The 26,024-nt window shown below is 71.8% G+C and carries 20 protein-coding genes, 1 tRNA gene and 1 pseudogene; 11 read left to right on the top strand and 11 right to left on the bottom strand.

The features are described 5' to 3' along the window. Positions 1-52 precede the first annotated feature (52 nt). A tRNA-Val gene (locus tag ACWDAK_RS06345) sits at positions 53-124 on the bottom strand. Between the two features lie 248 nt (positions 125-372). Here ACWDAK_RS06345 and ACWDAK_RS06340 point away from each other — a divergent pair. Then, entirely contained in the window at positions 373-1,569 is a 1,197-nt protein-coding gene (locus tag ACWDAK_RS06340; RefSeq protein ID WP_344634333.1) for a coiled-coil domain-containing protein, read from the top strand. Positions 1,570-1,835: 266 nt separating this feature from the next. Then, entirely contained in the window at positions 1,836-2,051 is a 216-nt protein-coding gene (locus ACWDAK_RS06335) for an FmdB family zinc ribbon protein (RefSeq protein WP_344634334.1), read from the top strand. Between the two features lie 141 nt (positions 2,052-2,192). Here the strand turns inward: ACWDAK_RS06335 and ACWDAK_RS06330 are convergent, their stop codons facing one another. From ACWDAK_RS06330 to ACWDAK_RS06320, 3 genes and pseudogenes are all read right to left on the bottom strand, one after another. Further along, positions 2,193-3,062: an HAD family hydrolase gene (locus ACWDAK_RS06330; protein ID WP_425557514.1), complete on the bottom strand. Its 870-nt coding sequence runs from the start codon at positions 3,060-3,062 to the stop codon at positions 2,193-2,195. A gap of 180 nt (positions 3,063-3,242) precedes the next feature. Then, positions 3,243-5,798, bottom strand: a pseudogene (locus tag ACWDAK_RS06325) (phosphoribosyltransferase); the annotation flags it as partial. A 102-nt stretch (positions 5,799-5,900) separates the two neighbouring features. Then, positions 5,901-7,103 carry an HpcH/HpaI aldolase/citrate lyase family protein gene (locus ACWDAK_RS06320; protein ID WP_427392982.1) on the bottom strand — a complete coding sequence of 401 codons (1,203 nt, stop codon included), beginning with the start codon at positions 7,101-7,103 and terminating at the stop codon, positions 5,901-5,903. A gap of 302 nt (positions 7,104-7,405) precedes the next feature. On the opposite strand from ACWDAK_RS06320, the gene ACWDAK_RS06315 reads away from it, so the two are divergent. Then, positions 7,406-8,497, top strand: a complete 1,092-nt coding sequence (locus tag ACWDAK_RS06315; RefSeq protein WP_427392921.1) for a TerD family protein — start codon at positions 7,406-7,408, stop codon at positions 8,495-8,497. Positions 8,498-8,545: 48 nt separating this feature from the next. Here ACWDAK_RS06315 and ACWDAK_RS06310 read toward each other — a convergent pair whose 3' ends face one another. Further along, on the bottom strand, positions 8,546-9,289 hold the full coding sequence (locus ACWDAK_RS06310) for a Tellurium resistance (protein WP_427392920.1): 744 nt from the start codon (positions 9,287-9,289) through the stop codon (positions 8,546-8,548). A gap of 326 nt (positions 9,290-9,615) precedes the next feature. Between ACWDAK_RS06310 and ACWDAK_RS06305 the strand changes: the two genes are divergently transcribed. Continuing rightward, positions 9,616-10,671 carry a DUF2637 domain-containing protein gene (locus ACWDAK_RS06305; RefSeq protein WP_344634337.1) on the top strand — a complete coding sequence of 352 codons (1,056 nt, stop codon included), beginning with the start codon at positions 9,616-9,618 and terminating at the stop codon, positions 10,669-10,671. 65 nt (positions 10,672-10,736) lie between these two features. On the opposite strand, the gene ACWDAK_RS06300 is transcribed toward ACWDAK_RS06305, so the two are convergent. The 5 genes from ACWDAK_RS06300 to ACWDAK_RS06280 form a co-directional block, all read right to left on the bottom strand. After that, on the bottom strand, positions 10,737-11,816 hold the full coding sequence (locus ACWDAK_RS06300; RefSeq protein WP_344634338.1) for a DUF475 domain-containing protein: 1,080 nt from the start codon (positions 11,814-11,816) through the stop codon (positions 10,737-10,739). A 37-nt stretch (positions 11,817-11,853) separates the two neighbouring features. Then, the gene (locus ACWDAK_RS06295) at positions 11,854-12,429 is read right to left on the bottom strand and encodes a TerD family protein (RefSeq protein ID WP_344634339.1); all 576 of its coding nucleotides are present in this window, start codon (positions 12,427-12,429) and stop codon (positions 11,854-11,856) included. 288 nt (positions 12,430-12,717) lie between these two features. Continuing rightward, positions 12,718-13,293, bottom strand: a complete 576-nt coding sequence (locus ACWDAK_RS06290; protein WP_344634340.1) for a TerD family protein — start codon at positions 13,291-13,293, stop codon at positions 12,718-12,720. Positions 13,294-13,431: 138 nt separating this feature from the next. Then, positions 13,432-13,890, bottom strand: a complete 459-nt coding sequence (locus tag ACWDAK_RS06285) for a peroxiredoxin (protein ID WP_344634341.1) — start codon at positions 13,888-13,890, stop codon at positions 13,432-13,434. Between the two features lie 461 nt (positions 13,891-14,351). Then, a complete protein-coding gene (locus tag ACWDAK_RS06280; protein ID WP_344634342.1) occupies positions 14,352-14,789 on the bottom strand; it encodes a DUF3052 domain-containing protein in 438 nt (145 codons plus the stop codon). Between the two features lie 530 nt (positions 14,790-15,319). Between ACWDAK_RS06280 and aceE the strand changes: the two genes are divergently transcribed. Together aceE and ACWDAK_RS06270 are read left to right on the top strand one after the other, a co-directional pair. After that, entirely contained in the window at positions 15,320-18,070 is a 2,751-nt protein-coding gene (gene aceE, locus ACWDAK_RS06275) for a pyruvate dehydrogenase (acetyl-transferring), homodimeric type (protein ID WP_344634343.1), read from the top strand. A gap of 169 nt (positions 18,071-18,239) precedes the next feature. Further along, positions 18,240-18,452, top strand: coding sequence for a hypothetical protein (locus ACWDAK_RS06270; protein WP_344634344.1), 213 nt, complete (start codon positions 18,240-18,242; stop codon positions 18,450-18,452). A 251-nt stretch (positions 18,453-18,703) separates the two neighbouring features. On the opposite strand, the gene ACWDAK_RS06265 is transcribed toward ACWDAK_RS06270, so the two are convergent. Next, a complete protein-coding gene (locus ACWDAK_RS06265) occupies positions 18,704-20,314 on the bottom strand; it encodes an MFS transporter (RefSeq protein WP_427392919.1) in 1,611 nt (536 codons plus the stop codon). Positions 20,315-20,520: 206 nt separating this feature from the next. Here ACWDAK_RS06265 and ACWDAK_RS06260 point away from each other — a divergent pair, with 206 nt between their 5' ends. The 5 genes from ACWDAK_RS06260 to ACWDAK_RS06240 all read left to right on the top strand — a co-directional run bounded on the left by ACWDAK_RS06260 (position 20,521) and on the right by ACWDAK_RS06240 (position 26,010). Then, entirely contained in the window at positions 20,521-21,201 is a 681-nt protein-coding gene (locus tag ACWDAK_RS06260) for a TetR/AcrR family transcriptional regulator (RefSeq protein ID WP_427392918.1), read from the top strand. 112 nt (positions 21,202-21,313) lie between these two features. After that, positions 21,314-22,645 carry a sensor histidine kinase gene (locus tag ACWDAK_RS06255; protein ID WP_344634347.1) on the top strand — a complete coding sequence of 444 codons (1,332 nt, stop codon included), beginning with the start codon at positions 21,314-21,316 and terminating at the stop codon, positions 22,643-22,645. Next, positions 22,642-23,316, top strand: coding sequence for a response regulator transcription factor (locus tag ACWDAK_RS06250; RefSeq protein ID WP_344634348.1), 675 nt, complete (start codon positions 22,642-22,644; stop codon positions 23,314-23,316). The genes ACWDAK_RS06255 and ACWDAK_RS06250 overlap by 4 nt, the downstream gene beginning before the upstream one ends. 302 nt (positions 23,317-23,618) lie before the next feature. Then, complete coding sequence (locus ACWDAK_RS06245) at positions 23,619-24,773, top strand: alpha/beta hydrolase (RefSeq protein ID WP_427392917.1); 1,155 nt, start codon at positions 23,619-23,621, stop codon at positions 24,771-24,773. Next, positions 24,763-26,010 carry an acyltransferase family protein gene (locus tag ACWDAK_RS06240; RefSeq protein ID WP_427392916.1) on the top strand — a complete coding sequence of 416 codons (1,248 nt, stop codon included), beginning with the start codon at positions 24,763-24,765 and terminating at the stop codon, positions 26,008-26,010. Before ACWDAK_RS06245 ends, ACWDAK_RS06240 begins: the two co-directional genes overlap by 11 nt. The last annotated feature ends 14 nt before the right edge of the window (positions 26,011-26,024 follow it).

Below are 26,024 nucleotides of genomic sequence, written 5' to 3'. Positions count from 1 at the left end.
TGGGATATCCCCTGACCTGGGCCGTTTCCTGTATCAGTACTGCTCTACGAGGTGGGCGCAGACGGTTTCGAACCGCCGACATCTGCTTTGTAAGAGCAGCGCTCTACCGCTGAGCTATGCACCCGTGCCATGACGCGCACCGGGTGGCCCGGAGGCGTACGACGAAAGACAAGAATACCCCGTTCTCGGGGTGGTTCGCCGCAGGCTTCGCGCGGGAGGGGGATGGAGAGGGGTGGCAGGGGGGTGATGGGGGGCTGTGGTGATCCGCAAGAATGAGGTGGATCGGGCGTTCGGTGCTGAGCAGGGAGCGGTGGCGTGAGGGTGGCCGGCGGTGGCGGCGGGCGAGGCAGCTGGTGGCGGCGGAGCGACAGCGTGCGTGAGGAGGCCAGGGCGGCCCGGGACGCTGCGCAGGAGGCGTTCTACGAGCTGGACACGGCGCAGCGCGAGGTCGAGCTGGCCGTGGAGACGGTGCGAGCGGTCGGAGAAGGGCAGGCCGCGCAGCAGGCGCTCACCGAGTACCGGCAGATCTCCGCGCAGGTGAATGAGGTGAGCGCCGAGTATCTGGCGGCGCTTGACGCGTACGACCTGGACGCCGAGGGTCTGGACGCCGCCACCGCTGCCCGGGCTCGCCAGGTGCTGGAGCAGGCGCACCGCCGGATCGACGGTGAGCGGGCCGAACTGGCCAGGTATCTGGGGCGGGTGCAGCCGCTGCTCCAGCAGGCCGAGGAGCAGCTGGTCCGGGTCACCCCGGCGGTCGGCAGGGCCAAGCAGTCCCTGCTTGCGGCGACCAATGCGCTGGAGGCCGTACAGGCGGCGGGGCTGCGCGCGGACGATCTGGCGGCACTGCTGGCCGAGCTCGCGCCCGAGCTGACCCGGCTCAACGAGGGGGCCGCCCGGCACGGGGTGGCGGCGACGCTGCAGCGGGCGGAGGACGTGGCGCTGCGCGCGGACGCGATCCGCTCCTCGGCCGAGCAACGGCCGGCGAAGGCCCGGGAGATCGACCAGCGGGTGGCCAGCCTGCGGACCAGGATCCAGGCGCTGGAGACCCGGGCGGGCACGGTCGGGCCGGTGCTGAGCGAGCTGCGGCGGCGGTTCAGCAGTGAGTGCTGGCAGGACCTGCAGCGGGTGCCGGACGGGACGGCCGAGGCGGTACGGGCAGCACAGCAGAAGCTGGCCGAGGCGGTCCGGGCCCGGGAGGAGCAGCGCTGGGCGGACGCGACCGCGGCGATCGGTACGGTGCGGTCACTGCTGGAGACGGCGGACGGCTCGGTGGCGATGGTGCACGACCGGCTGCGGCAGCTGAACGAGGTGTCGGCCGATCCGCAGCGGGAGGTCGAGCGGAGCCGGTTCGCGCTGCGCGACGCCCAGCGGCTGGCGATGGCCGGGCGGCAAGCCCCGGACCCCCGGCACGCCGGTCCGCTGGATGCCGCGGTGGTACGGCTGGACCGTGCTGTGGCGACGCTGGAGGCTTCCGGACGGCACCCGGACTACTGGCGTTTCCTCACCGAGCTGGCGGGGGTGCGTGAGACCGCCGCCCAGGTGGTGGCGATGATCCGGGGCAGCCACTGAGGCATCCACCGGCCGGGCCGACCCCGGGACGCCTGCTGTCCAGGGCAGCCGCCGGCCAGGCTCGGCGGACGATCGGGCAGGCTCCCGGGATGGGCAGCCGCCGATCGAACCGACCGGGCAACCGCGTAATCGGGTAAGGGGCGTTCCGGAGACCGGGGCCCGGAGGCCCGCGTCCCTGCCGATCCGAGCGGGCGGCCCGGCAGGGACGCGGGACCGGCGCCGCGCAGGACTGCGGCCAGGACGCCCGGCTCGGTACGCTGCGGGGTATGCCACGCTACGACTTCCGCTGCCGCTCCTGCGGGGCCACCTTCGAACTCCGGCGCACCATGGCGCAGGCCAATGACCCGGCCGTCTGCCCGGAAGGGCACACGGACACCGTCAAGCTGCTCTCCACCGTTGCGGTGACGGGTGGTTCGGCCGCCGCCGCACCGAGGCCGTCCGCCGGGGGCGGCGGGTGCTGCGGCGGAGGCTGCTGCGGCTGAGCCGGTCGACCGGCGGCGCGCCTCCTCCGGGCTGCCGCGGCCGAGGCTCGCCGTAGCGCCGCCCGCCGCGAACCTCGCGGCCTCGCGGCCTCGCGACCTCGACCGTGGCAACCTCGTCAGCCCCACCGCGGACTGCCGTGCTCACCCTCCGACGGTCACCCCCGCCCCGGTCCGGACCCGGCCCAGGAACCGGCGGACGATCTCCTCGCCGGCCGCCACCCCGGCCTGGGTGAGGGCGGTGACGTGCGGGGCGGTCCAGCCGGTGTCCGCGAGTTCGCCGTGGCCGGGGCGCCAGGCCTGGTCCGCGGCGAGCAGGAGGTCGGCGTCGAGCAGGGAGTCGCCGGCGGTGAGGACGGTCGCGGCACCGGTCCGGCGCCCGACCTCGGCGAGGGCGGCGCTCTTGGTGAGCGGAGCGGGCACCGCGTACACCTTGCGGCCCTGGAGGGAGACCGTCCAGCCGCGTTCGGCGCACCAGCCGGTGAGTTCCGCCAGCCAGCCGTCGGGCAGTTCGGCGCGCTCGACCACCAGGTAGGCGAAGAGGTGGTCGGCGGTGCGGCGCTTGTGGGTCCACTCTGGGTCGGCGACGACGGCGAGGTGTCGCACCACCTCGTCCAACGGCGCGCTGCCGGAGTCGAGTCGGGACTCCACCTCGGTCCGCCAGTCCCGGTCGGGCACACCGTTCACCAGCAACTGGCCGCCGTTGGCGCAGATCGCGTACGCGGGAATCCAACCGGGCGTCGGCCCGGGCAGGTTGACCCGTTCGTACTGGGCCCTGGTGCGGGTGGTGGCGGGTACGAAGAGCGCCGACCCGGTGAGTTCGGCGAGGAGCCGGGCAGACTGCTCGGTCATGAAGGAGATCGCGCGTCCCTCGTGCACCTCGACCGAGATCAGCCGGGGTGCCAGGCGGTCGGGGACGTCCAGGGCGAGGGCCCGGTTGGAGTAGATCAGGGTCCGGTCGAGGTCGCTGGCGACCAGGAACCGAGGAGTCGCCGGACTCTCGGCGCTGCTCATCGCGCTGCTCACCGCACTGCTCATCGGCGTGCTCATCGGGCTGCTCATTCAGACATCCTCCGCATTGACTGCCGCACCGGTTACCACCCTGCCGGCTGCCCCCACCGCCACACCGGTAACCGCACTGCCGGCCGCCCCCACCGCCACACCAGGAACCGCACTCCTGGCCGCCCCGGCCGCCGCACGGACCGCCGTGCCTTCGGCGCCGGTCGCACCGCGGCTGAACCGGGGGTGGATCAGCCCGACACAGCTGTACGGGAGCTCGTCCACCTCCTCGACGGGTACGCCGCGCTGGTCCGCGAGCAGCCGTACGTGGTCCAGGTCCGGACCGGCTCCGCGCCGTGCGAGGACCCGCCACGGGACGCGGCGGAGCATGACCCGCGTGGTCTCGCCGACGCCGGGCTTGACCAGGTTGACGTCGCCGATGCCGTACTCGGCGCTGATCCGCTCGACCGCGGCCCAGCCGGCCCAGTCCGGTGTGCGGTCGTCATCCGCGGCGGCGAGGCGTGCGGCCGCGGCCTCGGCCTCGGCCCGGACGGCGGTGAAGTGCCCGGTCACGACGGCGAGGAAGTCCGACGAGACGTCGGCACAGGCCAGCTCGCGGTAGAACTTCGCGCCGTGGAACTCGTCCGGTCCGATCAGGTCGGCGCGCAGCACGGTGCGTGAGACCAGGCCGGAGACCGTGGAGTTGAGGCAGGCCGAGGGGATCAGGTAGTCCTCGCGGGTGCCGAAGGTGCGCACGCAGCGACCGGGGTCGGCGAGTACGGCGAGGTCTGGGTTGAAAGGCGTGCCCTCCACAGCCGCGGCGAGTTCGCGGGTGATGGCGCCCTTGCCGGTCCAGCCGTCCACGAACACCACGGCCGCCGGGTCGTGGTGGGCGGCGAGGTGGCGCAGCGCGACCTGGTCGATGCCCCGGCCGCGCACGATGGAGATCGTGTAGTGCCGGGTGTCCAGGCCGTGGGCGAAGGCCAGCCAACGGCGGATCAGGATGCCCACGGGGGTGCCGGCCCGGGCGAGCGAGGCGAGGACCAGGTCCCGGCCGCGCTCGCGTACCAGGGTCTCGGCGACCGTGCCGACGGCCAGCGCGACCCGGCGGGCCGAGGCGGCCAGCGCCTGCCGGAACAGCTCCTGGTACTCGGGGCTCGGTTGGTACTCGACCGGCAGCGATTCGGCGTAGTGCGCGCCGCCCGACTGCACCGCCTCCTCCCGCTCCTCCGTCGGCGCCTCCAGCCGGACTTCGGAGAGGTCCTTGAGCAACCAGGCGACCTCCTCGGCGGAGTACGAGGAGAAGGCGGGTCCGAACAGCGGACGCGCGGCGGGCGGTGTCCCGGGACCGATCAGGGTTCCAGGTACGGACGGTGTTCCGAGCAGTGGGCCGGCAGCAGACATCAGAGCCTCAGGAGGGGGTGTACGGGTCGATCGTCGGGCAGTGGGGCGTCATCACGGTGTCCGGGGGCGGTACGAGGGCAGAACGGCGAGCACCACCTGGTCGGTGACCCGGCGCAGTTGCTGGAGCAGTGCCCGCTCGCCCTGGTGCAGGGTGGGGGTGTCGGCCTGCTCGTCGACCACCAGGACGATGGCGTCGAAACGGCGGTCCGGGTCGCTCCCGGGGGCGACGTTGTAGGCGTAACGCTCCGTCGAACGGTCGGCGGGGTCGTCGTGCGCGGGGAACGCGAGCCGGGTGCGGATCGGATAACCGGGGTCGTCCACGGGCAGTACGGGCGAGCGGGTGGTCGTGGAGAACCGGATCCGCGTCTCCGCTCCCAGGTGGACGGCGAGTTGGCCGGCCAGCCGGAGCGGAACGTACATCAACTCCTCGAAGCCGAGCACCAGGATCCGCCGGTGTCCGTCCAGCAGCGGCGCCAGCTCGGCCGCGAGTTCGGGCAGCGCCGTCTCCAGCGACCGGCGGTGTTCGCGGGTGAAGCCGTGGCGGCCGCCTTCCGGCAGGCCCTCGGGCCAGTCGAGCCGGGCGCGGACGACCGGTGCGGGCGGGCCGTCGGGCAGGCTGTCGCCGGGGTCGGCGGCGGTGATCAGGGCCTGGGCCCTGGGCAGCAGGTCGGCGGGCAGCTCGACGCCGCCGACGGCGGTGGCCACCAGGTCGACCCGGGTGCCGAGTTCGGCGGCCGCCGCGGCCAGGGCGGCCCGGTCGGCCTCGGTCCGCAGGTCGACCAGGGCGACCACGACGTAGCGCGGGCGCGGGTGGTCGGCGTGCAGGGCGCGGATGGTGTTGAGCACGGTCCTGCCGGTGGAGAACTCGTCGTCCACCAGCACCAGTGGGCCGTCGCCCGCGAGGAAGTCCGGGTCCTCGGGGAGCAGCAGGTGCGAGGTGGCGTGCGAGTGCTCCTCCTCGAAGCCGCCGAGCGGTGTCACGCCCTCGACCGGGCGCCGGGTGGAGTGCAGGTACGGGGCGCCGAGGCCGTCGGCGACGCTGTGCCCGAGTGCGGTGGCGGTCTCCGCGTAGCCGAGCACGACCGCCCGCCCGGCTTCCTCCTCGCCGAGCAGCTCCCGCACCCTGCGGCCCAGTTCGACACCTGCCGCGTGCACCGTGGTGGGGTGCTGCGGAACGTGCTTGCCGAGCACCTGGGAGACCAGCAGGTGGGCGCGCCGGGGGTTGTTCGCCCGCAGGGCGAGGCCGATCAGTCCGGGCAGCGCGGGCGAGCCGGTGAGTCCGAGGCCGAGCCGGTCGGTGACCCACCGGCCGGTCCAGGGGGCGGGCTCGACGTGCGGTACTGCGATCAAGTCTCCTACTTTCAAGGGCACTTCGGGAACGGCGGGTTCAACCGCCGGGCAGCTGTGCAAGGGTTCGGGGGTTCGGCCACGGAGCGCGCGCGTGCGGGTTCAGCCCCGGATCGCCGCGCCCAGCAGCTCGGCGAAGCTCACGTCCTCCCGGGCGACGCCGAACGCCTCCGCGCGCAGCAGGACCCGCTCCGCCCAGGCCCGGTGCGGCTTGGCCTCGTTCATCTTGTTGGTGTACGCGGAGCGGGAGACCCCGCCGCCGTCCCGGTGCCGGTCGAGGATGTCCAGGGCGTCCGAGTACTCCTCGTGCGTGACCACCGAGAGGGCGTGCACCGCGGGGACATGGCTGGGGTGGATGCAGGTCTTGCCCAACAGGCCGTTGGCGCGGTCCAGTTCGATCTCCCGGAGCAGACCGTCCAGGTCGTGCTCGATGAGCTGCTGCCGGACACCGAGGCCGCCGAGGGGCTCCCCCCGGCCGGAGGCCGGGAGCGGGTCCGCCGCCAGGAAGGGGGTGCGGCGCAGCTGCGGCTTGAACATCCGCTCCTGGACGGGGAAGTACTCCCACACCGGTCCGGTCACGGTGTGCCCGGTGCCGTCGGCGCGGCCGAGGACGTTGACCACGTCGCCGATCACCCCGGCCACCAGCGCCACGTCGTAGGCGGTCAGGTCGGGCGAGCGGCGCAGCCCGTACGCGGAGCACAGGTCGGTGACACCGAGCCGGACCGCCAGGATCCGGTCCCGGAACTTGTCCAGCAGCCGCTCTATGCCGAAGAGTTGCTCGCGGCGGGACTCCAGGTGGGCCAGCTCGGGGGATTCCAGGACGGGCATCGCGAACAGCCGCCGGCCGCAGAGCTGCTCCGCCTCGGTGAGCGCCTCCAGGAAGGGGCCGCCGCTCTCCTCGGTGAACTTGGGCAGCACATAGCCGGTGAGCAGGTCGATCGCCGGACCGAGCCGACTGGTGAGGTCGGTGAGCTGCCCGGGGGTGCGGACCCGGACGAAGAGCAGCGGGGAGCCGGCCGCTCCGTCCGAGCGCAGCCCGGTGAGCTGGCCGACCAGGTTCGCCTCCGCGTCGGGCACCTCGTGGTCGGCTATCGCGTCCTCCAGGCAGAGCACCATCGAGACCACTCCGCGCGCCGCCTGCTTCCGGATGTCGGCGACCAGGGTCGGCCTGGTGGCCGGGCTGTAGAGCGTCCCGCCGAGCGCGGTGGCGAGCACCGCCGCGTCGCTGTCCCGGTCGAAGGAGGCCGGCTGCCGCAGGAAGAGCCGGTCGCGTACGTCGTCGGCGAGGTGGCCGAAATGGCGCAAAATGCTCTCCATGGGTGGGCAAAACGGCGGCGGACCCGGGGGTCGTGGTGATAATCGCATCTAGTAGACGGTCCACCCGGTCGGAAAGTTCGCGACCCCGGGTCGGCGCTCTCCGCACGGGCGGGGCCCGTTGGCCGACCATCGTACGGACGGATTCGGCCAGCCCCGGCCGTAAAGCGCGGAACTCCCCTGGGCCCTGACCGTATCGCCACCGGGACACCACCGCAGCCGGCCCGCCCTGCGGGACGGCACGGCGCACCCGCGTTGTCCCGGAGTGCGGAGAAGCGGCAGGATGGTGCGTTATGACGCACGTGATGGCCAAAGGCGCCAACATCCCGCTGACGGCCGCCGCCGTGCGCGCCGTGCTGCACTGGAGCACGCGACCGGGGACACCCGACGTGGACGCCTCCGCGCTGCTGCTCGGGCCGGACGGCAGGGTCCGCTCGGACGCCGACTTCGTCTTCTACAACCAGCCCGACCACCCGACGGGCACGGTGCGGCACCAGCCCAAGCAGCAGACGCCGGACGGCGGCGCGATCTGGGACACCGTCGAGGTCGACCTCGCGCAGCTGCCGCCCGAGGTGGACCGGGTGGTGCTGGCCGGGTCGGCGGAGGGCGGGGCCTTCCCGGCCGTCCCCGACCTGCGCCTGGTGCTGCACGACTCCGCCGCGGCGGAGTCGGCGCCGGTCGCCGAGTTCAGCGTGACCGACACCGGCGAGGTCACGGCACTGGTGGTCGCCGAGCTGTACCGGCGCAACGGCACCTGGAAGTTCCGGGCGGTCGGCCAGGGGTACGCGGCCGGCCTCGCCGCGCTGGCCACCGAGTTCGGGGTCGCCGTGGAGGAATCGGACGACTCCCCGCAGGAGCCGCCCGCCGCCACTCCCCCGGCACCGAAGGCTCCCCCGGCCGCCCCCCGGGCCGAGACGGACGACGAACCCGACAGCTGGACGCTGGCACCCGCCACGCCGCTGCCGGTACCGCCGGCACCGGCGCCGGCGGTGCCTCCGATGCCCACCGCCGCGCCCTCGCCCACGACGGTGGCGCAGCAGCCCCTGCCGCCCACGACACCGCCGCCCCAGCACGCGCCGCAGCAGCCCGGTTACGGCTACCCGCCGCAGCCCGCTCCTCAGCCGACGTACGGCCACCCGCAGCAGCCGTACCCGGCCAACCAGACCGTCGGCTACGGCTATCCGTCATCCGTGCCGCCGCAGCCCGGGTACGGCTACCCGCCACCGCAGCAGACCCAGCCGGGCGGGTACGGCTATCCGCAGGCCCCGGCCTACCCGCAGCAGCCGCACCAGCCGCCGCTGCCGCACCAGCAACCCCAGCAACCGCCCGCCCCGCCGCAGGCGTTCACGCTCCCGCCGCAGGGCCCGCAGTTCCAGCCCCGCTGACGCCGCACCCGCGACACCGCGACACCACGGCACCGGCCGCGCCGCGCACTACTCGGAGCCCGCGGCCGGTGTCTTGTAGCCGCGCTGCCACTGCATCCCGAAGCCGTACAGCCGATCCAGGTCCGACTGGAAGCCGTGCACGTACCGCACCTCACGGCGGATCGTCAGCTGGTTGTCACCGTCGTTCTCGATCAGCACCACGGCGCACGAACGGGCCTGCGGCGCACGCTCGTCGAGGCTGATCTCGATCCGCGGCCCGCTCTGCGGCACGATGGTGAGCGTCGCGTGCGTGCTGTCGAAGGCGGGCGTGTCGTCGTAGATGTACACGAAGATCAGCAGGCGCCGGAACTGGTCCTTCTTCTCCAGGTTGATGTACATCGTCTCGCCGGAGGGCGCGCCGTAGACGTCGTCGCCGCTCAGCTTGATGTACGGCGGGCGCTGCAGGTCGCCGAAGTACTTGCCGAGCGGCTGCACCACGCCCCTGGTGCCGTCGGCGAGTTCGTACATGCAGGCGAGGTCGAGGTCCACGTTGACCTGCTCGGACTGGTAGGAGGCGGGCTCCATCGGGCGCAGGATGCGGGGGTCGAAGAGCCGGCGCAGCGCGCTCCTGGCGGCGGCACGCGAAGCCGTCCGGGCCGTCCAGTGCAGGTTGACGTAGAGGTATCCGGTGGTGGCGGCGGGGCCGGTGATCGCGTGCTGCGGTTGGGACTTGGTCAGTGTGACCTTGTACTGACCGCCGCCGGTGTCGAAGGTCATGCGGTCCCCGCGCAGGAACTCCCAGACCGAGACCATCCCGTCCTCCCCACACCCCGCCGGGCCCTCATCCGGACCCGGCCGATCCATTCACCACCCGACGGGCCCATCGTGCCCGAAGCAGGCCCGCCGTCGCCATACATCCCTACCCAGCCGCGCGACATCGCAGGCAGCAGCGCACCCGCCACCCGGGGTCCGGCTCCGACCGTGCGCATCCGACGGTACGTCAACTTCCGTACCATGAACGGTCCTGGGACGCGATATCGTTCAGCCGCACAGGTGAACCTGCCCTGTCCGTCCCGTTCCGTTTCCCCGTTGCTGCACCAAACTGCACCGACCTGCGGAAAGCCGAGGCCCCCGCCGCAATGAACCTCTCCCCGATACAGCTGGTCTGGGCCGTCGTCGGCACCGCAGCGCTGCTGTTCGCCGCCGTCCTGTTCGCCGTCCTGCGCTTCAGGGGCACCAAGTCCGGTGACGGCGGGGACTCCTGGGAGCGCAGCGAGGAGCGCCGCCGACGGAAGGAGGCGGTGTACGGGATCGCCTCCTATGTGCTGCTGTTCTGCTGCGCGGGCGTCGCGGCCGCGCTCTCCTTCCACGGCCTGGTCGGCTTCGGCGAGCAGAACCTCGGACTCTCCGGCGGCTGGGAGTACCTGGTCCCGTTCGGTCTGGACGGCGCGGCCATGTTCTGCTCGGTGCTCGCGGTCCGCGAGGCCAGCCACGGTGACGCGGCGCTCGGATCCCGGCTGCTGGTCTGGCTGTTCGCCATCGCCTCGGCCTGGTTCAACTGGGTGCACGCCCCGCGCGGCGGCGGCCACGACGGCGCGCCGCAGTTCTTCGCGGGCATGTCCATCTCGGCGGCGGTGCTGTTCGACCGCGCGCTCAAGCAGACCCGTCGGGCCGCACTGCGCGAGCAGGGCCTGATCCCGCGCCCGCTGCCGCAGATCCGGATCGTCCGCTGGCTGCGCGCACCGCGCGAGACCTACGCGGCCTGGTCGCTGATGCTGCTGGAGAACGTCCGCAGCCTGGACGACGCGGTCGAGGAGGTCCGCGAGGAGCGGCAGGCCAAGCTGGAGGCCAAGGCCCGTGCCCGCAGCGCCGATCGCCGCGAGCGGGCCGAACTCAAGGCCATCGCCCGCCAGGGCAGCCTGCTCTCCCGGGCCCGGGGCGGCCGGCAGGTCCCGGCCCTGGCCGCCGCCCGGGCCGGCGACGGCCAGACCGCTACGGAGCCTGCACCAGCGGGGAACACCGCCCTCACCGTCGAGAGCGCCCCGGCCGTCGAGCAGCCCTCCGCCGTGGCGAAGTCCCCCGCCTTCCAGGCGCTCCCGGCCGTCGACCTGACCCCCGAGGACGACACCCTCGCCATGCCCAAGCTGGACTCGCTGGAGCGCAAGCTGCGCGCCCTCGAGAAGCAACTCGGCTGACCACTGAACGCGAACGGTCCCCGGAGCAGGGTTCCGGGGACCGTTCGGCGTTCTTCGTCGGGGGATCAGCCCGTGGCGCCCTCCAGCGCCTGCTCGCGCCGGTTGCGCAGCATCGAGGAGACCAGTGCGGCACCGATGAAGGCCACACCGATCAGGCCGGTGACGATCTCCGGGATGTGGTACTTGATCGAGGCCAGCAGGATCAGCGCCAGCGCACCGATCGCGTAGTGCGCACCGTGCTCCAGGTAGACGTAGTCGTCCAGGGTGCCCTTGCGGACCAGGAAGACCGTCAGCGAGCGGATGTACATCGCGCCGATGCCCAGACCCAGGGTGATCATGAAGATGTCCTGGGAGATGGCGAAGGCGCCGACCACACCGTCGAAGGAGAACGAGGCGTCCAGCACCTCCAGGTAGAGGAAGAGGAAGAAGGCGGCCTTGCCGCCGACCTGGACCAGCGACTTCCCGCTGCGCTCGGCGGCTTCCTCGGCCTCCTCCTGCTCCTCCAGACCGGACTCGAAGACGCCGGAGAGCCCGCCCACCGCGAGGTAGGTGGCCAGACCCAGCAGACCGGCCAGCAGCACGGTCTCGGCGTGCGCACCGGCGAAGAGGTTGGCCGCCAGCGCGAGGGCCACCAGGGCGATCACCGAGGAGAGCGCCTCCAGCTTGCCGATCTTCTCCAGCGGCCTCTCTATCCAGTTCAGCCAGTTGAACTCCTTCTCCTCCAGCACGAAGTCGAGGAAGATCATCAGCAGGAAGATGCCGCCGAAGGCCGCGATGGCGGGGTTGGCCAGCTCCAGGTACTGGCCGTAGGTGTGACCGTCATGGGTCTTGCCGGAGTCGAGCGCCAACTCCACGACGGTGGCCGGGTTGAGGTGCGCGGTCAACGCGACCACCGCCAGCGGGAAGACCAACCGCATGCCGAAGACAGCGATCAGCACACCGACGGTGAGGAAGATCTTCTGCCAGAACGGGTTCATCCGCTTCAGGACGGTGGCGTTGACGACCGCGTTGTCGAAGGACAGCGAGATCTCCAGGACCGAGAGGATCAGCACGACGCCGAAGCCCTCGGCACCCCAGAGCAGGCCGGCAGCGAGCAGACCGGCGATCGTTATGGCGAATGACCATCCGAATGTACGGAGGAACACGGGTTAGTACCTTTCAAATACTGTATGTAGAGCTGCTTTACTCTACGTTTACGCCGAATTCGAGAGCAATTCCGCGCAGCCCGGACGCGTAACCCTGGCCCACCGCACGGAACTTCCATTCACCCTGGTAGCGGTAGAGCTCACCGAAGATCATCGCCGTCTCGGTGGAGGCGTCCTCGGTCAGGTCGTAGCGGGCGATCTCCTGGTCGTCCGTCATGTTCACCACCCGGATGAACGCGTTGCCGACCTGTCCGAAGTTCTGCATCCGGGCGTCGGCGTCGTAGATCGAGACCGGGAAGACCACCTTGTCGACCTGCGGCGGGACGAGTTCGAGGTTGACCACGACCACCTCGTCGTCGCCCTCGGCACCACCGGTGAGGTTGTCGCCCAGGTGCTCGACCGAACCCTCGGGGCTGCGGAGGTTGTTGTAGAACACGAAGTACTCGTCGCCCATCACCCGGCCGCCGGCGCAGAGCAGGGCGCTGGCGTCCAGGTCGAAGGGCGCACCGGTGGTGGAGCGGGCGTCCCAGCCCAGGCCGATCTGGACCCGCGTCAGGTTCGGCGCGGCCTTGGTCAGCGAGACATTGCCACCCTTGGCGAGCGTGACGCTCATGGCTGTTCTTCCTCCCTAGTCCCCGTTCCCGGGGCTGTGTCCGGCACGCTGCACGGGATTTCGCGCAGCGCACGGGGCCGCCGGCCGGGCGCGTTAAAAGATGTACGCCCTCGCGGCCCGCAGCGGGTGCTCCTGACCCACTGAACTTGCTGAACTCCGGTTCGGTACCGCACGGAGCATCTGACCCGGGAACAGCAAGGGCCGGGGTCGGCGGGAGCGAAACTCCCGCCGACCCCGGCCCCAAGATTATTCACCCGGCTCCCCGCCGGGCACACACCCGAGCCCGGGTCAGACGTTCACCCCGAAGTCCTGGGCGATGCCGCGCAGGCCGGAGGCGTAACCCTGGCCGATGGCACGGAACTTCCACTCCGCGCCGTTGCGGTAGAGCTCGCCGAAGACCATCGCGGTCTCGGTGGAGGCGTCCTCCGAGAGGTCGTAACGGGCGATCTCGGCACCGCCGTTCTGGTTCACCACGCGGATGTAGGCGTTGCGGACCTGACCGAAGTTCTGCTGGCGGGTGTCCGCGTCGTAGATCGAGACCGGGAAGACGATCTTCGCGACGTCGGCCGGGACGGTGGCCAGGTTGACCTTGATCGCCTCGTCGTCGCCCTCGCCCTCACCGGTCAGGTTGTCACCGGTGTGCTCGACCGAACCGTCCGGGCTCTTCAGGTTGTTGAAGAACACGAAGTTGCTGTCCGAGCCGACCTTGCCCGCCTCGTTGCAGAGCAGCGCGCTGGCGTCCAGGTCGAAGTCGGCGCCGGTGGTGGTGCGGACGTCCCAGCCGAGGCCGACGACCACGGCGGTGAGGCCCGGGGCCTCCTTGGTGAGCGAGACATTGCCACCCTTGCTCAGGCTGACACCCACTGGTCCTCCAAGAATCGTGCTTTCTCCGTCAACGGCCCGATCGTAGGACGGGTTCCCGCCCGACGCGGCCATCCGGCCCGGCGCGTCAGCGAACGCGCCGGGCCGGGAGGGCTCGACGGCCCAAGCGGAGCGCTCGTGTCAGAGCGCGTCGATCGCGGCCAGGTACTCCTTGGTGTCCCGGGCGTCCGGCAGGCCGTTGACGATCGACCAGCGCACCACGCCGGTCTTGTCGATCACGAAGGTGCCGCGCACCGCGCAGCCCTTCTCCTCGTCGAAGACGCCGTACGCCTGGGAGACCTCGCCGTGCGGCCAGAAGTCCGACAGCAGCGGGTACTCCAGGCCCTCCTTGTCGCCGAAGACCCGCAGGGTGAACGGCGAGTCGATGGAGACCGCGAGGACCTGCACCGAGTCGTTCTGCAGGCGGGGCAGCTCCTTCTGGATCTCGCACACCTCGCCGGTGCAGACACCGGTGAACGCGAACGGGTAGAAGACCAGGACGACGTTCTTCTCGCCCTGGAAGTCGGAGAGCTTGACCAGCTCGCCGTGCTGGTTCTTCAGCTCGAAGTCCGGAGCCTTGGTGCCGACCTCGATGGCCATGCTGAGACCTTCCTAACCGGATGCCACGGCCCAGACGGCCGCGCGACTACCGGCATCCTTGCATCCGCGCGGCCCGCTTCGGCCGTGCGGGTGGGTGCCGTACCACCACCCGGGCCGGGTTTCGCCCTGGGTGAACAGCACCCCGGATGCCCCCGCGCCGAATGGTGCACCAGCGCCGAGAACGACGGGCGACCGATGAAGGAGGTGGCGCCGGAGCGGGGCCCCTGGCCCCGGCCTTCGACTTGGGGCCGCCGGCCGAGGGCAGGGGGATGGGCACCCCCGCCCGTGGGCGGGCGAGGAGGGCGAGTGTCGACACCGGGCCGGAGCGCCCGGAGGCGAGCGGACCGAATCACCGCCCCGAAAACGGCCGGACCCCGCCGGAGGAAGCTCCGGCGGGGTCCGGGACGCAAGCGGCACCCAGGCCCGGCGCCACGGCCGGTGCCCGCCGCTCGCGGCCGAGGTCAGCGGCGGCCGCTCTTGGCAGCCTTCGGCGAGGCGAGGCGGGTGCCCATCCAGTCCTTGGCCACGCTCACCGAGCTGGTCTGGGAGAGGCCGGCGGTCCGGGCGGCGTCGTTGATCTCGTGCGCCTCGACGTGGCCGTCCCGACCCGTCTTCGGGGTCAGCAGCCAAACCAGGCCGCCCTCCGCCAGGTACTCCAGTGCATCGACGAGGGCGTCGGTGAGATCCCCGTCCTCCTCGCGGTGCCACAGCACGACGCCGTCGGCGACGTCGTCGTAGTCCTCATCGACGAGCTCGGCGCCAGTGATGTCCTCGATGCCCTCGCGGAGCTCCTGGTCACAGTCTTCGTCGTACCCGAGCTCCTGGACGATCTGGCCCTCTTCGAAGCCCAGACGGTGCGCCGGGTTGGACTTGTCCGCGGGGTCCGCGGTCGCGCTCACGGGAATAACCTCCAGTATTCGGCTCGGCATTCATGCCGAGGCTGTGGCCGTAGTCCACACGTGCGCGGCGGTTCGCGCAAGTACCCGCCCCCCGATCCCACCCAAAGGTTGACGTGTCGCGGCGGGACACGCCGTGGAATGTGTCGGTAATCACACCGATTTGCCCTTTTCTGCACCCCCCAGGGATGCTGCGGGCGGGCGGCCGCGCAGGCCGGAAAGCGCCCGGGATGCGAACGCATTTCGGGGTAACCACTCCGGCGGGCGTAGAGTCTCCTGTTGGCCCTCACCCCCGACCGGCCGCCTCCGGGCGGTCGGACATCAAGGTCGGACCACCTCTTCGTAACAACCGGTGGTGCGCGACGGCGGCAGCGATGCCCATGTCACACACCATCCGACCTGACCGCACCAGGGAAAAGCAAGCCCTGGTACGGAATGGTTACCGATCGGTAGAGATGACGGATCTCCGAGTTGCGGTACACGATGGAGGCGGCGCGACACACCTCAGTTACGTCCGACAGTGAAGGAACAGCGTGGCTTCCGGATCCGATCGCAACCCGATCATCATTGGCGGCCTTCCGAGTCAGGTCCCGGACTTCGATCCCGAGGAGACCGCGGAATGGCTTGAGTCGCTTGACGCGGCCATCGACGAGCGGGGGCGCGAGCGTGCCCGCTACCTGATGCTGCGGCTGATCGAGCGCGCCCGCGAGAAGCGTGTCGCCGTGCCCGAGATGCGCAGCACGGACTACGTCAACACCATCGCGACCAAGGACGAGCCGTTCTTCCCCGGCAACGAGGAGATCGAGCGCAAGATCCTGAACGCGACCCGGTGGAACGCGGCCGTGATGGTCTCCCGGGCCCAGCGTCCGGGCATCGGCGTCGGTGGCCACATCGCCACCTTCGCCTCCTCCGCGTCCCTGTACGACGTGGGCTTCAACTACTTCTTCCGGGGCAAGGACGCCGAGGGTGAGTCCGGCGACCAGATCTTCTTCCAGGGTCACGCCTCCCCCGGCATCTACGCTCGCGCCTTCCTGCTGGACCGACTGAGCGAGCAGCAGCTCGACGCCTTCCGCCAGGAGAAGTCGAAGGCCCCGTACGGCCTGTCCAGCTACCCGCACCCGCGGCTGATGCCGGACTTCTGGGAGTTCCCGACCGTCTCGATGGGCCTCGGCCCGCTCGGCGCGATCTACCAGGCGCGGATGAACCGCTACCTGGAGCACCGCGGCATCAAGGACACCTCCGACTCGCAGGTCTACGCCTTCCTCGGCGACGGCGAGATGGACGAGCCGGAGTCGCTCGGCCAGCTGTCGCTCGCCGCGCGCGAGGGCCTGGACAACCTGACCTTCGTGGTCAACTGCAACCTGCAGCGCCTCGACGGCCCGGTCCGCGGCAACGGCAAGATCATCCAGGAGCTGGAGTCGCAGTTCCGCGGCGCCGGCTGGAACGTCATCAAGCTGATCTGGGACCGCACCTGGGACCCGCTGCTGGCCCAGGACCGCGACGGCGTCCTGGTCAACAAGCTGAACTCGACCCCGGACGGCCAGTTCCAGACCTACGCCACCGAGACCGGCGAGTACATCCGCGAGCACTTCTTCGGCGGCGACCTGCGCCTGCGCGCCATGGTCGAGAACATGACCGACCAGCAGATCCAGCACCTGGGTCGCGGCGGCCACGACCACCGGAAGATCTACGCCGCGTTCAAGGCCGCCCGCGAGCACAAGGGCCAGCCGACCGTCATCCTCGCCCAGACCGTCAAGGGCTGGACGCTGGGCCCCAACTTCGAGGGCCGCAACGCCACCCACCAGATGAAGAAGCTGACGGTCGAGGACCTGAAGCGCTTCCGCGACCGGCTGCACCTGCCGATCACCGACAAGCAGCTGGAAGAGGGCTACCCGCCCTACTACCACCCGGGCAAGGACTCCGAGGAGATCCAGTACATGCACGACCGCCGGCGTGAGCTCGGCGGCTACGTGCCGACCCGCAAGGTGCGGCCGCGCCAGCTGGTGCTGCCCGGCGACGACGCCTACAAGGGCGTCAAGAAGGGTTCCGGCAACCAGACCATCGCCACCACCATGGCGTTCGTCCGGGTGCTCAAGGACCTGATGCGCGACAAGGGCATCGGCAACCGCTTCGTGCCGATCGCGCCGGACGAGTACCGCACCTTCGGCATGGACTCGCTCTTCCCGTCCGCCAAGATCTACAACCCGCTCGGCCAGACCTACGAGTCGGTCGACCGCGAGCTGCTGCTGGCGTACAAGGAGTCCCCGACCGGCCAGATGCTGCACGACGGCATCTCCGAGGCCGGCTGCACCGCCTCGCTGATCGCCGCCGGTTCGTCCTACGCCACTCACGGCGAGCCGCTGATCCCGGTCTACGTCTTCTACTCGATGTTCGGGTTCCAGCGCACCGGCGACCAGTTCTGGCAGATGGCCGACCAGCTGGCCCGCGGCTTCGTGATCGGCGCCACCGCCGGCCGCACCACGCTGACCGGTGAGGGTCTCCAGCACGCGGACGGCCACTCGCAGCTGCTCGCCTCGACCAACCCGGGCGTCGTCGCGTACGACCCGGCGTTCGGTTACGAGATCGCGCACATCATGCAGGACGGTCTGCGCCGGATGTACGGCTCCAGCGCCGAGCACCCGCACGGCGAGGACGTCTTCTACTACCTCACCGTGTACAACGAGCCGATCCAGATGCCGGCCGAGCCTGCGGGCGTCGACGTCGACGGCATCCTCAAGGGTCTGTACAAGTACAAGGACGGCGAGGCCGGCCAGATCCCGGCGCAGATCCTCGCCTCCGGTGTCGCGGTGCCGTGGGCCCTGGAGGCCCAGCGCATCCTCGCCGAGGAGTGGAACGTCAAGGCGGACGTCTGGTCGGCGACCTCCTGGAACGAGCTGCGGCGCGACGCGGTCGAGGCCGAGGAGTTCAACCTGCTGCACCCGGAGGAGCCGCAGCGCGTCCCGTACGTGACCGCCAAGCTCCAGGGCGCCGAGGGACCGTTCGTCGCCGTGTCCGACTGGATGCGCGCGGTGCCGGACCAGATCTCGCGCTGGGTGCCGGGCCAGTACCAGTCGCTGGGTGCCGACGGCTTCGGCTTCGCCGACACCCGCGGCGCGGCCCGTCGCTTCTTCCACATCGACGCGCAGTCGGTCGTCCTCAGCGTGCTCACCGAGCTCGCCAAGCAGGGCAAGATCGAGCGTCACGTACTGAAGGACGCGATCGACCGCTACCAGCTGCTCGACGTGGCCGCGGCCGACCCGGGCGCGGCCGGCGGCGACGCCTGATCCGTACCAGCGGCCCCGAGGGCCGGGCTCCTCTCTGGAGCCCGGCCCTCGGGCGTTTCCTGGCCCTGGCGGCGCGCCCGGGACGCCCGGTAGGCGCAACAGCGGAAGCCCGGCCACCGGGGCGGTTGCAGAATCGTTCCGGGCTCACCCGACGCCGACGGAGGACGCCATGCACGAGGAGATCATCGCCAGAGCGGAGTTCCTGCTCACCGAGCTCCGCCTCTCACCCGGCGAGGCGCAGACACAACTGCGGTACTGGTTCCCGGAGTTGGAACTGGAGGAGCGGGCCAGGTACATCCGCACCGCGGCCCGGCGGGCGACTCCCCCGGGAGGTGGGGAACCGCGTGAGCAGCCGTGCAGCGCAGTGGATTCCTCCGGCTGACCATCCTCGAAAGCGCAAGGGGCGCTGAGCCGAAGGGCGCGCCGGCGCCGACGATGTCGATCTGCGGCTCCGCCGCGGGGACGAGCGACAAGCGAGCGGAGGGGTCTCCCCCGCCCGAAGGCTGGGGGAGACCCCTGCACGCATGACCGGGCCGGTCGCGCGTGCGGTTGGTCAAGCGCACCGCCCCGCGTCCCTGAAGGCGCTCTCCCGGCAGCGGACCGCCGCCGGGGCCAAGCGGGTTGCCGCCGGTGCTAGATGTGCACCGCGGGCCCCGCGTCGTTGCTGCCCCGCTTGGTCAGCAGGCCCAGGAGCGCCGCCGCGAAGGCGATCACCGCGGCGACCCCGAAGGCCATCGACATCCCGCTGACGAAGGAGCTGTGCACCGCCTCCGCCATCGCGTGCACCGCCTGCTCGGGCGTGCCCTGCGGAGCCGGCGGCGCGATGCCGAGCTGGGCGGCCTGCTTGAGCTGCGCCCCCTGCGCGCCCTCGACCGGCGGCAGCCCCGCCTTGGCCCAGTTGCCGGGCAGCGCACTACTGACCTTGGAGGCCATCACCGCGCCGAGCACGGCCGTACCCAGGCTGCCGCCGACCTGCATCGCGGACTGCTGCAGACCGCCTGCCACCCCGGACAGCTCCATCGGGGCGTTGCCGACGATGACCTCGGTGGCGCCGACCATGACCGGGCTGATGCCCAGCCCCATCAGCACGAACCAGAGCGACATGACGCCCGCCCCCGAGTGGGTGTCCAGCGTGGACATCCCGTACATGGCGAGCGTGGTGAGCAGCATGCCCGCGACGATCGGGATCCGCGGTCCGACCTTGCCGATCGCGGCACCGGCCGCCGGCGCGCCGATGATCATCATGCCGGTCATCGGCAGCAGGTGGACACCGGCCTGGACCGGGGTCATCCCGTGCACGTTCTGCAGGTAGAAGGTGACGAAGAAGATCGCGCCGAAGAAGGCGAAGGCCATCAGGATCATCAGCAGCGTGCCCGCCGAGAGCGGCACGGAGCGGAACAGGCTGAGCGGGATCAGCGGCTCCTTGGCACGGGCCTGCCAGAGCGCGAAGAGCACCATGGCGAGCAGCGCGCCGCCGAGGAACAGCAGCGTGCGGGTGTCGCCCCAGCCCCAGCTCGGGGCCTTGATGATGCCCCAGACCAGCGCGAACATCGCCGCCGACAGCAGCACGATGCCGGGGATGTCGAAGGACTTGGCCGCGTTCTCGGCCCGTACGTCGCGCAGGATCCACAGGCCGAGCAGCAGGGCCGCCGCGCCGACCGGGACGTTGATGAAGAAGACCGACTGCCAGCTGACGTGCTCGACCAGCAGGCCGCCGACGATGGGCCCGGCGGCGGTGGAGGCGCCGATCACACCGGCCCAGATGCCGATCGCCATGTTCAGCTTCTCCGCCGGGAAGGCTCCGCGCAGCAGGCCGAGCGCGGCGGGCTGGAGCAGCGCGCCGAACAGGCCCTGCAGCACCCGGAAGGCGATCACCGTCTGGATGTTGCCGGCGAAGCCGATCGCGGCCGAGGTGGCGGCGAAGCCGGTCGCGCCGACCAGGAAGGTCGCCTTGTGGCCGAAGCGGTCGCCGATCTTCCCCGCGGTGATCAGGAAGACCGCGAGTGCCAGCAGGTAGCCGCTGGTGACCCACTGGATGTCGGCGGGCGAGGCGCCGAGGTCGGTCTGGATGACCGGGTTGGCGATGGCGACGACGGTGCCGTCCAGGGCGACCATCATCACGCCGACCGCCACGGTGAGCAGGGTCAGCCACGGATGGCCCTTCAGGCCGTTCCGCTCCCCCGGCGGACCGCTGCGCTGCGGCGGCAGGTCCGCCTTCCCCTTGTTGACGACGGACTGACTCATAACTGGCCCTCCGGAGCCCGAACGACATGGCGAGTGGCGCCCCGGCCCACCCGTCCCCACGGTTGTCCAGCCCGACGGACGCCACTGACTCACGACATTATGGCAGTCGCTGACATTCGGCAAACGGTGACTTGTGCGCATTGATGACATATGTCAGAGCGCTATCGTGGTGATACCGACCACTCCTCCCTCGAAAGGCCCCTCGTATGGCCGCACAGCTCGCCGAAGCGACCACCGACCCCGCCTGCCGGGTCCTCGGGCTCCGTGAGCGGAAGAAGCGGCGTACCAGGGACTCCCTGGTCGAAGCGGCGCACCGGCTCTTCCTCGTCCACGGCTACGGCCGCACCACGGTGGACGAGATCGCCGCCGCCGTGGACGTCTCCCAGCGCACCTTCTTCCGCTACTTCGAGAACAAGGAGCAGGTCGCCCTGGCCGTCATGGCCGACGCCGAGGGCTTCTTCATCGAGTGCCTGCGCCGGCGCCCCGCCGAGGAGGAACCGCTGACGGCCATGCGCGCCGCCATCACCGAGTCCTGGCGCAGCCTCGGCAGCGTGGAGCACGCCGGCCCCGGCAGTGTCACCGCCGCCCTGGAACTGCTCGAACTCATCGAGTCCACGCCCACCCTGCTCGCCGCCCACCTGCGACACACCGCCGAGCAGGAGCGCCAGATCGCCGCCATCCTGTCCGAACGCGAGGGCCTGGACCCGGCCACCGACCTGCGCCCCCGGCTGCTGGCCGCCGTCTTCGGCGCGGTCGTCCGGCTCTCCCACCTCTCCTGGACCACGGACGCCGCCGCCCACCAGGTCGGCCCCGACGGCATGATCGCCACGCTCGAGCGCCACTTCGACCAGCTCGGGCCCGCCCTGTCCGGTTCCTGGCGGCCCTGAGCCCGGCGTCCCGCCGCGCAGGGCCCGGCTCCACGTCATACCCAGGTACTACGCACGGAACAGCTCCTGCGTACGATGCCGGCGCACTCCCCGGCCCCTAGCCTGGGCCGGGATGAAGATCCGACCGCCCGCCAACGTCCTGTCCGACCTGCGCTCGGCCCTGCCCGAGCTGCGCGCGCTCGCGGTCTCCCTCGGGCACGCCCTGATCACCCCGACCGGCGGTGCCGAGCCGCTGCTCGGCGGCTCCCGCCACCGCTGGGTGCGCAGCCTGCCGTACGTGATCGCGGGCGCACTCAACGCGGCCCTGATCCCGACCGGCACCGTCCATCTGCACACCTCGTACGAACTGCCGGTCCCGACCGCGGCGGCGCTGGTGGTCGCCCAGACCGCGCCGCTGCTGGTGGCGGTCACCCGACCACTGGCCGTCTGGTGGGTGGTGTTCCCGGCCTCCGTCGCCGGGGCCGTGCTGACTCTGGACACCCCGCACGGCGCGGGCCCCTGGCCCTGGTCGGTGACCACGCTGATCGGCTACCTGTTCCTGATGCTGGCGCTGGCCGTGCGGGAGAGCGGGCGGACCCTGCTCGCCGTCTGGATGGCCACCGGGCTGGCCACCGCCGGGGCGGGAGCGGCCTTCACCCGGTCCGGGGACGCCGGCGCCCCGCTGCCGATCGTGCTCAGCGGTGCCGTGCTGCTGCTCGGCTGGAGTCTGCGCGGACGTGGCGAGGCGAGGCGGTTGCTCGCCGAGCAGGAGCAGATCAGCGAGGCCGAACGCGGACGGCGCACGCTGCTGGAGGAACGCGCCAGGATCGCCCGCGAGCTGCACGACGTGGTGGCGCACCACATGTCGGTGATCACCGTCCAGGCGGACAGCGCGCCGTACCGGATCGGCGGCCTGCCGGCCGAGGCCGTCGAGGAGTTCGGCACCATCGCCGCCGCCGCCCGCAGCTCGCTGACCGAGATGCGCCGGCTGCTCGGCGTGCTGCGCAGCGAGGAGAGCGCCGCGGACCGCACCCCGCAGCCCGGTCTGGACCAGGTTCCCGAACTGGTCGACACGGTCGCCCAGGCCGGCGTCCGGGCCGAGCTGGCCGTCACCGAGGAGGTCCACGCCCTGGGCGAACTGCCGCAGGCGGTCGGCCTGTCCACGTACCGGATCGTCCAGGAGGCGCTGGCCAACGTGGTCCGCCACGCGCCCCGCGCCCAGGTCTGGGTCTCGATCGCCGCCGAGGACGAGGCCCTGCGGATCACCGTGGTCGACACCGGCCCGCCGGGCGGGCAGGACCGCACGGGCATCGAGTCCTCCGAGGGCACCGGGCACGGGCTGGTGGGAATGCGTGAACGCGTGCGGCTGCTCGGTGGCAGGCTGGACACCGGACCGCTGCCCGACGGCGGATTCCGCGTGGCCGCCGTCCTGCCCGTCAACCAGCCCGAGGAGCCCAGCACATGACCATCCGCGTAGTCATCGTCGACGACCAGGCGATGGTCCGGGCCGGATTCGCGGCGCTGCTGGGCGCGCAGAGCGACATCGACGTGGTCGGCGACGCCGCCGACGGCAGGCAGGCACTGGAGGTCAGCGGGCGCACCCACCCCGATGTGGTGCTGATGGACGTCCGGATGCCCGAGATGGACGGCCTGGAGGCGGCCCGCCGGCTGCTCGACCCCCCGGTCGGGGTCGTCCACCGCCCCAAGGTGCTGATGCTGACCACCTTCGACGTCGACGACTACGTGTACGAGGCGCTGCGCGCCGGGGCCAGCGGCTTCCTGCTCAAGGACGCCCCGCCCGCCGACCTGATCTCCGCCGTCCGGGTCGTCGCGGCCGGCGAGGCCCTGCTGGCCCCCTCGGTCACCCGCCGGCTGATCGAGGACTTCGCCCGCACCCGGCCCGCGCCCCGCCGCGACCCCCGGCTGCGCCTGGGCGGCCTCACCCCGCGCGAGACCGAAGTGCTCGAACTGATCGCCCGCGGCCTCTCCAACCAGCAGATCGCCGACCGCCTGATCGTCGCCGAACAGACCGTCAAGACCCACATCGGCCGCATCCTGGCCAAGCTCGACCTCCGCGACCGCGCCCAGGCCGTGGTCCTCGCCTACGAGTCCGGCCTGGTCACCCCGGGCCAGTAACGGACTCCGCCGCGGCGGGTCGGCCGTCTCCGGTCCGCCGCCCTGACCCCGTGCGCCGTGCGCACGGGGTCGCTCATCCGCGTCCCGGACGCCCAGGCCCGCCCCGGCCCCGCCGCCGGGCGCCTCCCTCTCCCGTGCCCGTGACGCGCGGACGAAACCGCGGGAGTGGCACCTCCCCATCCCCAGCAGGCGTACCCCTGGCACCACGGTATGACGCCGCAGTTGGCCCCGCGGTGTGACGTCCGTCGGGGCACCTCCTCCCTACCTTCCTCCCCGTCCAAGTCGTGGAGGAGGAGCAGGAGATGGCAGGACGGTTCGGGCGGGGGCTGGTGGCGGCCGCGGCGATGGTCGCGGTGCTGGCAGGAGCCGGCGGATGGGCGGCAGCGGCGGACATCCAGACGCCGGTGACCGGTCCACCGGAGGGAAGTGCGGCCTGGGCGGCCGACGGCTCACTGGGGGTGCGGCTGCCGGATCCCGCCACGGCCCCGGCCGCCGAGGTGGCCCGGTTCTTCGCCGGCCTCACGGCGGCGCAGCAGGACACCCTGGCCGCCCGCCACCCACTGGTGGTCGGCAACCTCGACGGCGCGCCGGTCAAGCTGCGCTACCGCGCCAACGCGCTCGCCCTGGCCGAGGAGCGCGAGCGCGAACTCGCTCGCGCCGCCGATCCGGCCGTCACCCCCGACCAGCAGCGCTCGGCGGCCGAACGTGCCGACCGTTGCGCATCTCTGATGGGTCGTCAGGTTCTTGCCTTCGATCCGCGCGGCCGCGGCCAGATCGCCGAGGTGTACGGAGATCTCGCCACGGCGACCCGCACCGCGGTGGTGGTGCCCGGCTCGGACGTCGACCTGATGTCCTTCGACCGCACGAACGACCCGTACGGCACCCCGGCCGGGATGGCGCGCTCACTGCGGCACGCCACCGGCGACCGGGTCGCCGTCGTCGCCTGGGCCGGCTACACCACGCCCGTCGGGGTCGGCCTCGACGCGGCAACCGCCGATCTGGCCCGGGCGGGTGCGGGCCGGCTGGACCGCTTCCTGGCCGCCCTCGCGCCGGTCACCGGCCCGGTGGCGCTGTTCTGCCACAGCTACGGATCGGCGGTCTGCGGGCTGGCCGACCCGCGCCCGGAGCAGGTGTCCGACCTGGTGGTCCTGGGCTCGCCCGGGATGGACGTCCCCGACGCGCGGGCCCTGCGGGTGCCGCTCTGGGCCGCCGAGCGCAACGGCTCCGACTGGATCGGCGACGTCCCGCACGTCTCGGTGCTCGGCCTCGGCCACGGCGCCGATCCGACCGCCGCCGACTTCGGTGCCCGGGTGGTCAGTTCGGCCGGCTCGCACGGCCACAGCGGCTACTTCGCCCCCGGCACCTCCTCGCTCGCCTCCTTCGCCGCCATCGCACTCGGCGACCACTCGCACATCCAGTGCGCCGACCCGAACCAGGAGTGCCGTGATGCCCGCTGACAGTCCCTGCCCCGTCACCCGAGCCCCCTTCGCCCACCGCCTGCGCCGGACCGCCGACCGGGTCGCGGACCGGACCCCCGCCGACCGCGACCGCGCCCTGGACGGCCTGCGCGCGCTCGCCCTGCTCGCCGTCCCGGTCGGCCACTGGCTGCTCGGCGGGCTCACCCTCCAAGGCGGGGTGCTGCACAACGCCAGCCCGCTCACCTCACTCGGCTTCTTCGCCCCGCTCAGCTGGGGCCTGCAACTGCTCGGCGTGTTCTTCCTGGTCGGCGGATGCTCCTCGGTCCGCTCGCTGGAGCGGGCCAGGGCACGCGGGGCGAGCACCACGGCCTGGCTGCGCGCCCGCTCGGTCCGGCTACTGCGCCCGGTGCTGGGAGTGGCCGCAGTGTGGGCGGTGCTGATCCCGCTGCTGCAGGCGCTCGGCGTGCCGCAGGGCACCGTACGGACCGGTGCGGTCCTGGTGGTGCAACCGCTCTGGTACATCGGCGTGTATCTGGTGCTGACCGCACTCACCCCGTACTGCGTGGCCGCCGGACGCCGCCTGGGCGGCTGGGCCGCGGCGCCGCTGCTGGCCACCGTCGCACTGGTCGACCTGCTGCGGTACGGGCCGTGGGCCGGGTCGGTACCGTCCTGGCTGGCCCTGGTGAACCTGGTGCCGGGGTGGATGTTCGGCTACCAGTTGGGCGTCTCCTGGGCACAGGGCCGGATCGGGCGGGCCGGGGCCCGGACGCTGCTGCTGGGCGGGGCCGCACTGTTCGCCGTGCTGCTGCTGATCTTCCACTACCCGGCCAGCATGGTGGGCGTGCCGGGCCAGGCGCGCACCAACTCGCACCCGCCGTCCCTGCTGGTGCTCGCGCTGGCGGCCGTCCAGTGCGGTGCCGCGATGCTGCTGCGGGACCGGATCGCGCACCTGCTCCGCCGTCCGCTGCTCTGGCTGCCGGTAGTGGTGGTCAACCTCTCCGCGATGACCATCTTCTGCTGGCACCAGACGGCGATGTACTCGGTGGCCCTGACCTTCTCCCGGCTGGGTGCCGTCCCCGGCCTGACCACCGCGCCGAACTCGCCGGACTGGGTGGCGGCCCGGCTGATCTGGCTGCCGGTCTTCGGAATGGCCCTGGTGGCGGTCGCACGGTACGCCCGGCGCTTCGACGGGCCCTGGGGCCTGCGCGGACCGCTCAGGGCGGTGGCGGGCGCGGCCGCTGCGCTCTTCGCGGCGTACGCCCTCGGAGTGGTGTGACCTCGGCCGGGGTG

The organism is Kitasatospora sp. NPDC001175, assembly GCF_053598215.1.
Note: the sequence above shows the minus strand (reverse complement) of the source record. Positions and strands in the feature narration are given on the sequence as shown.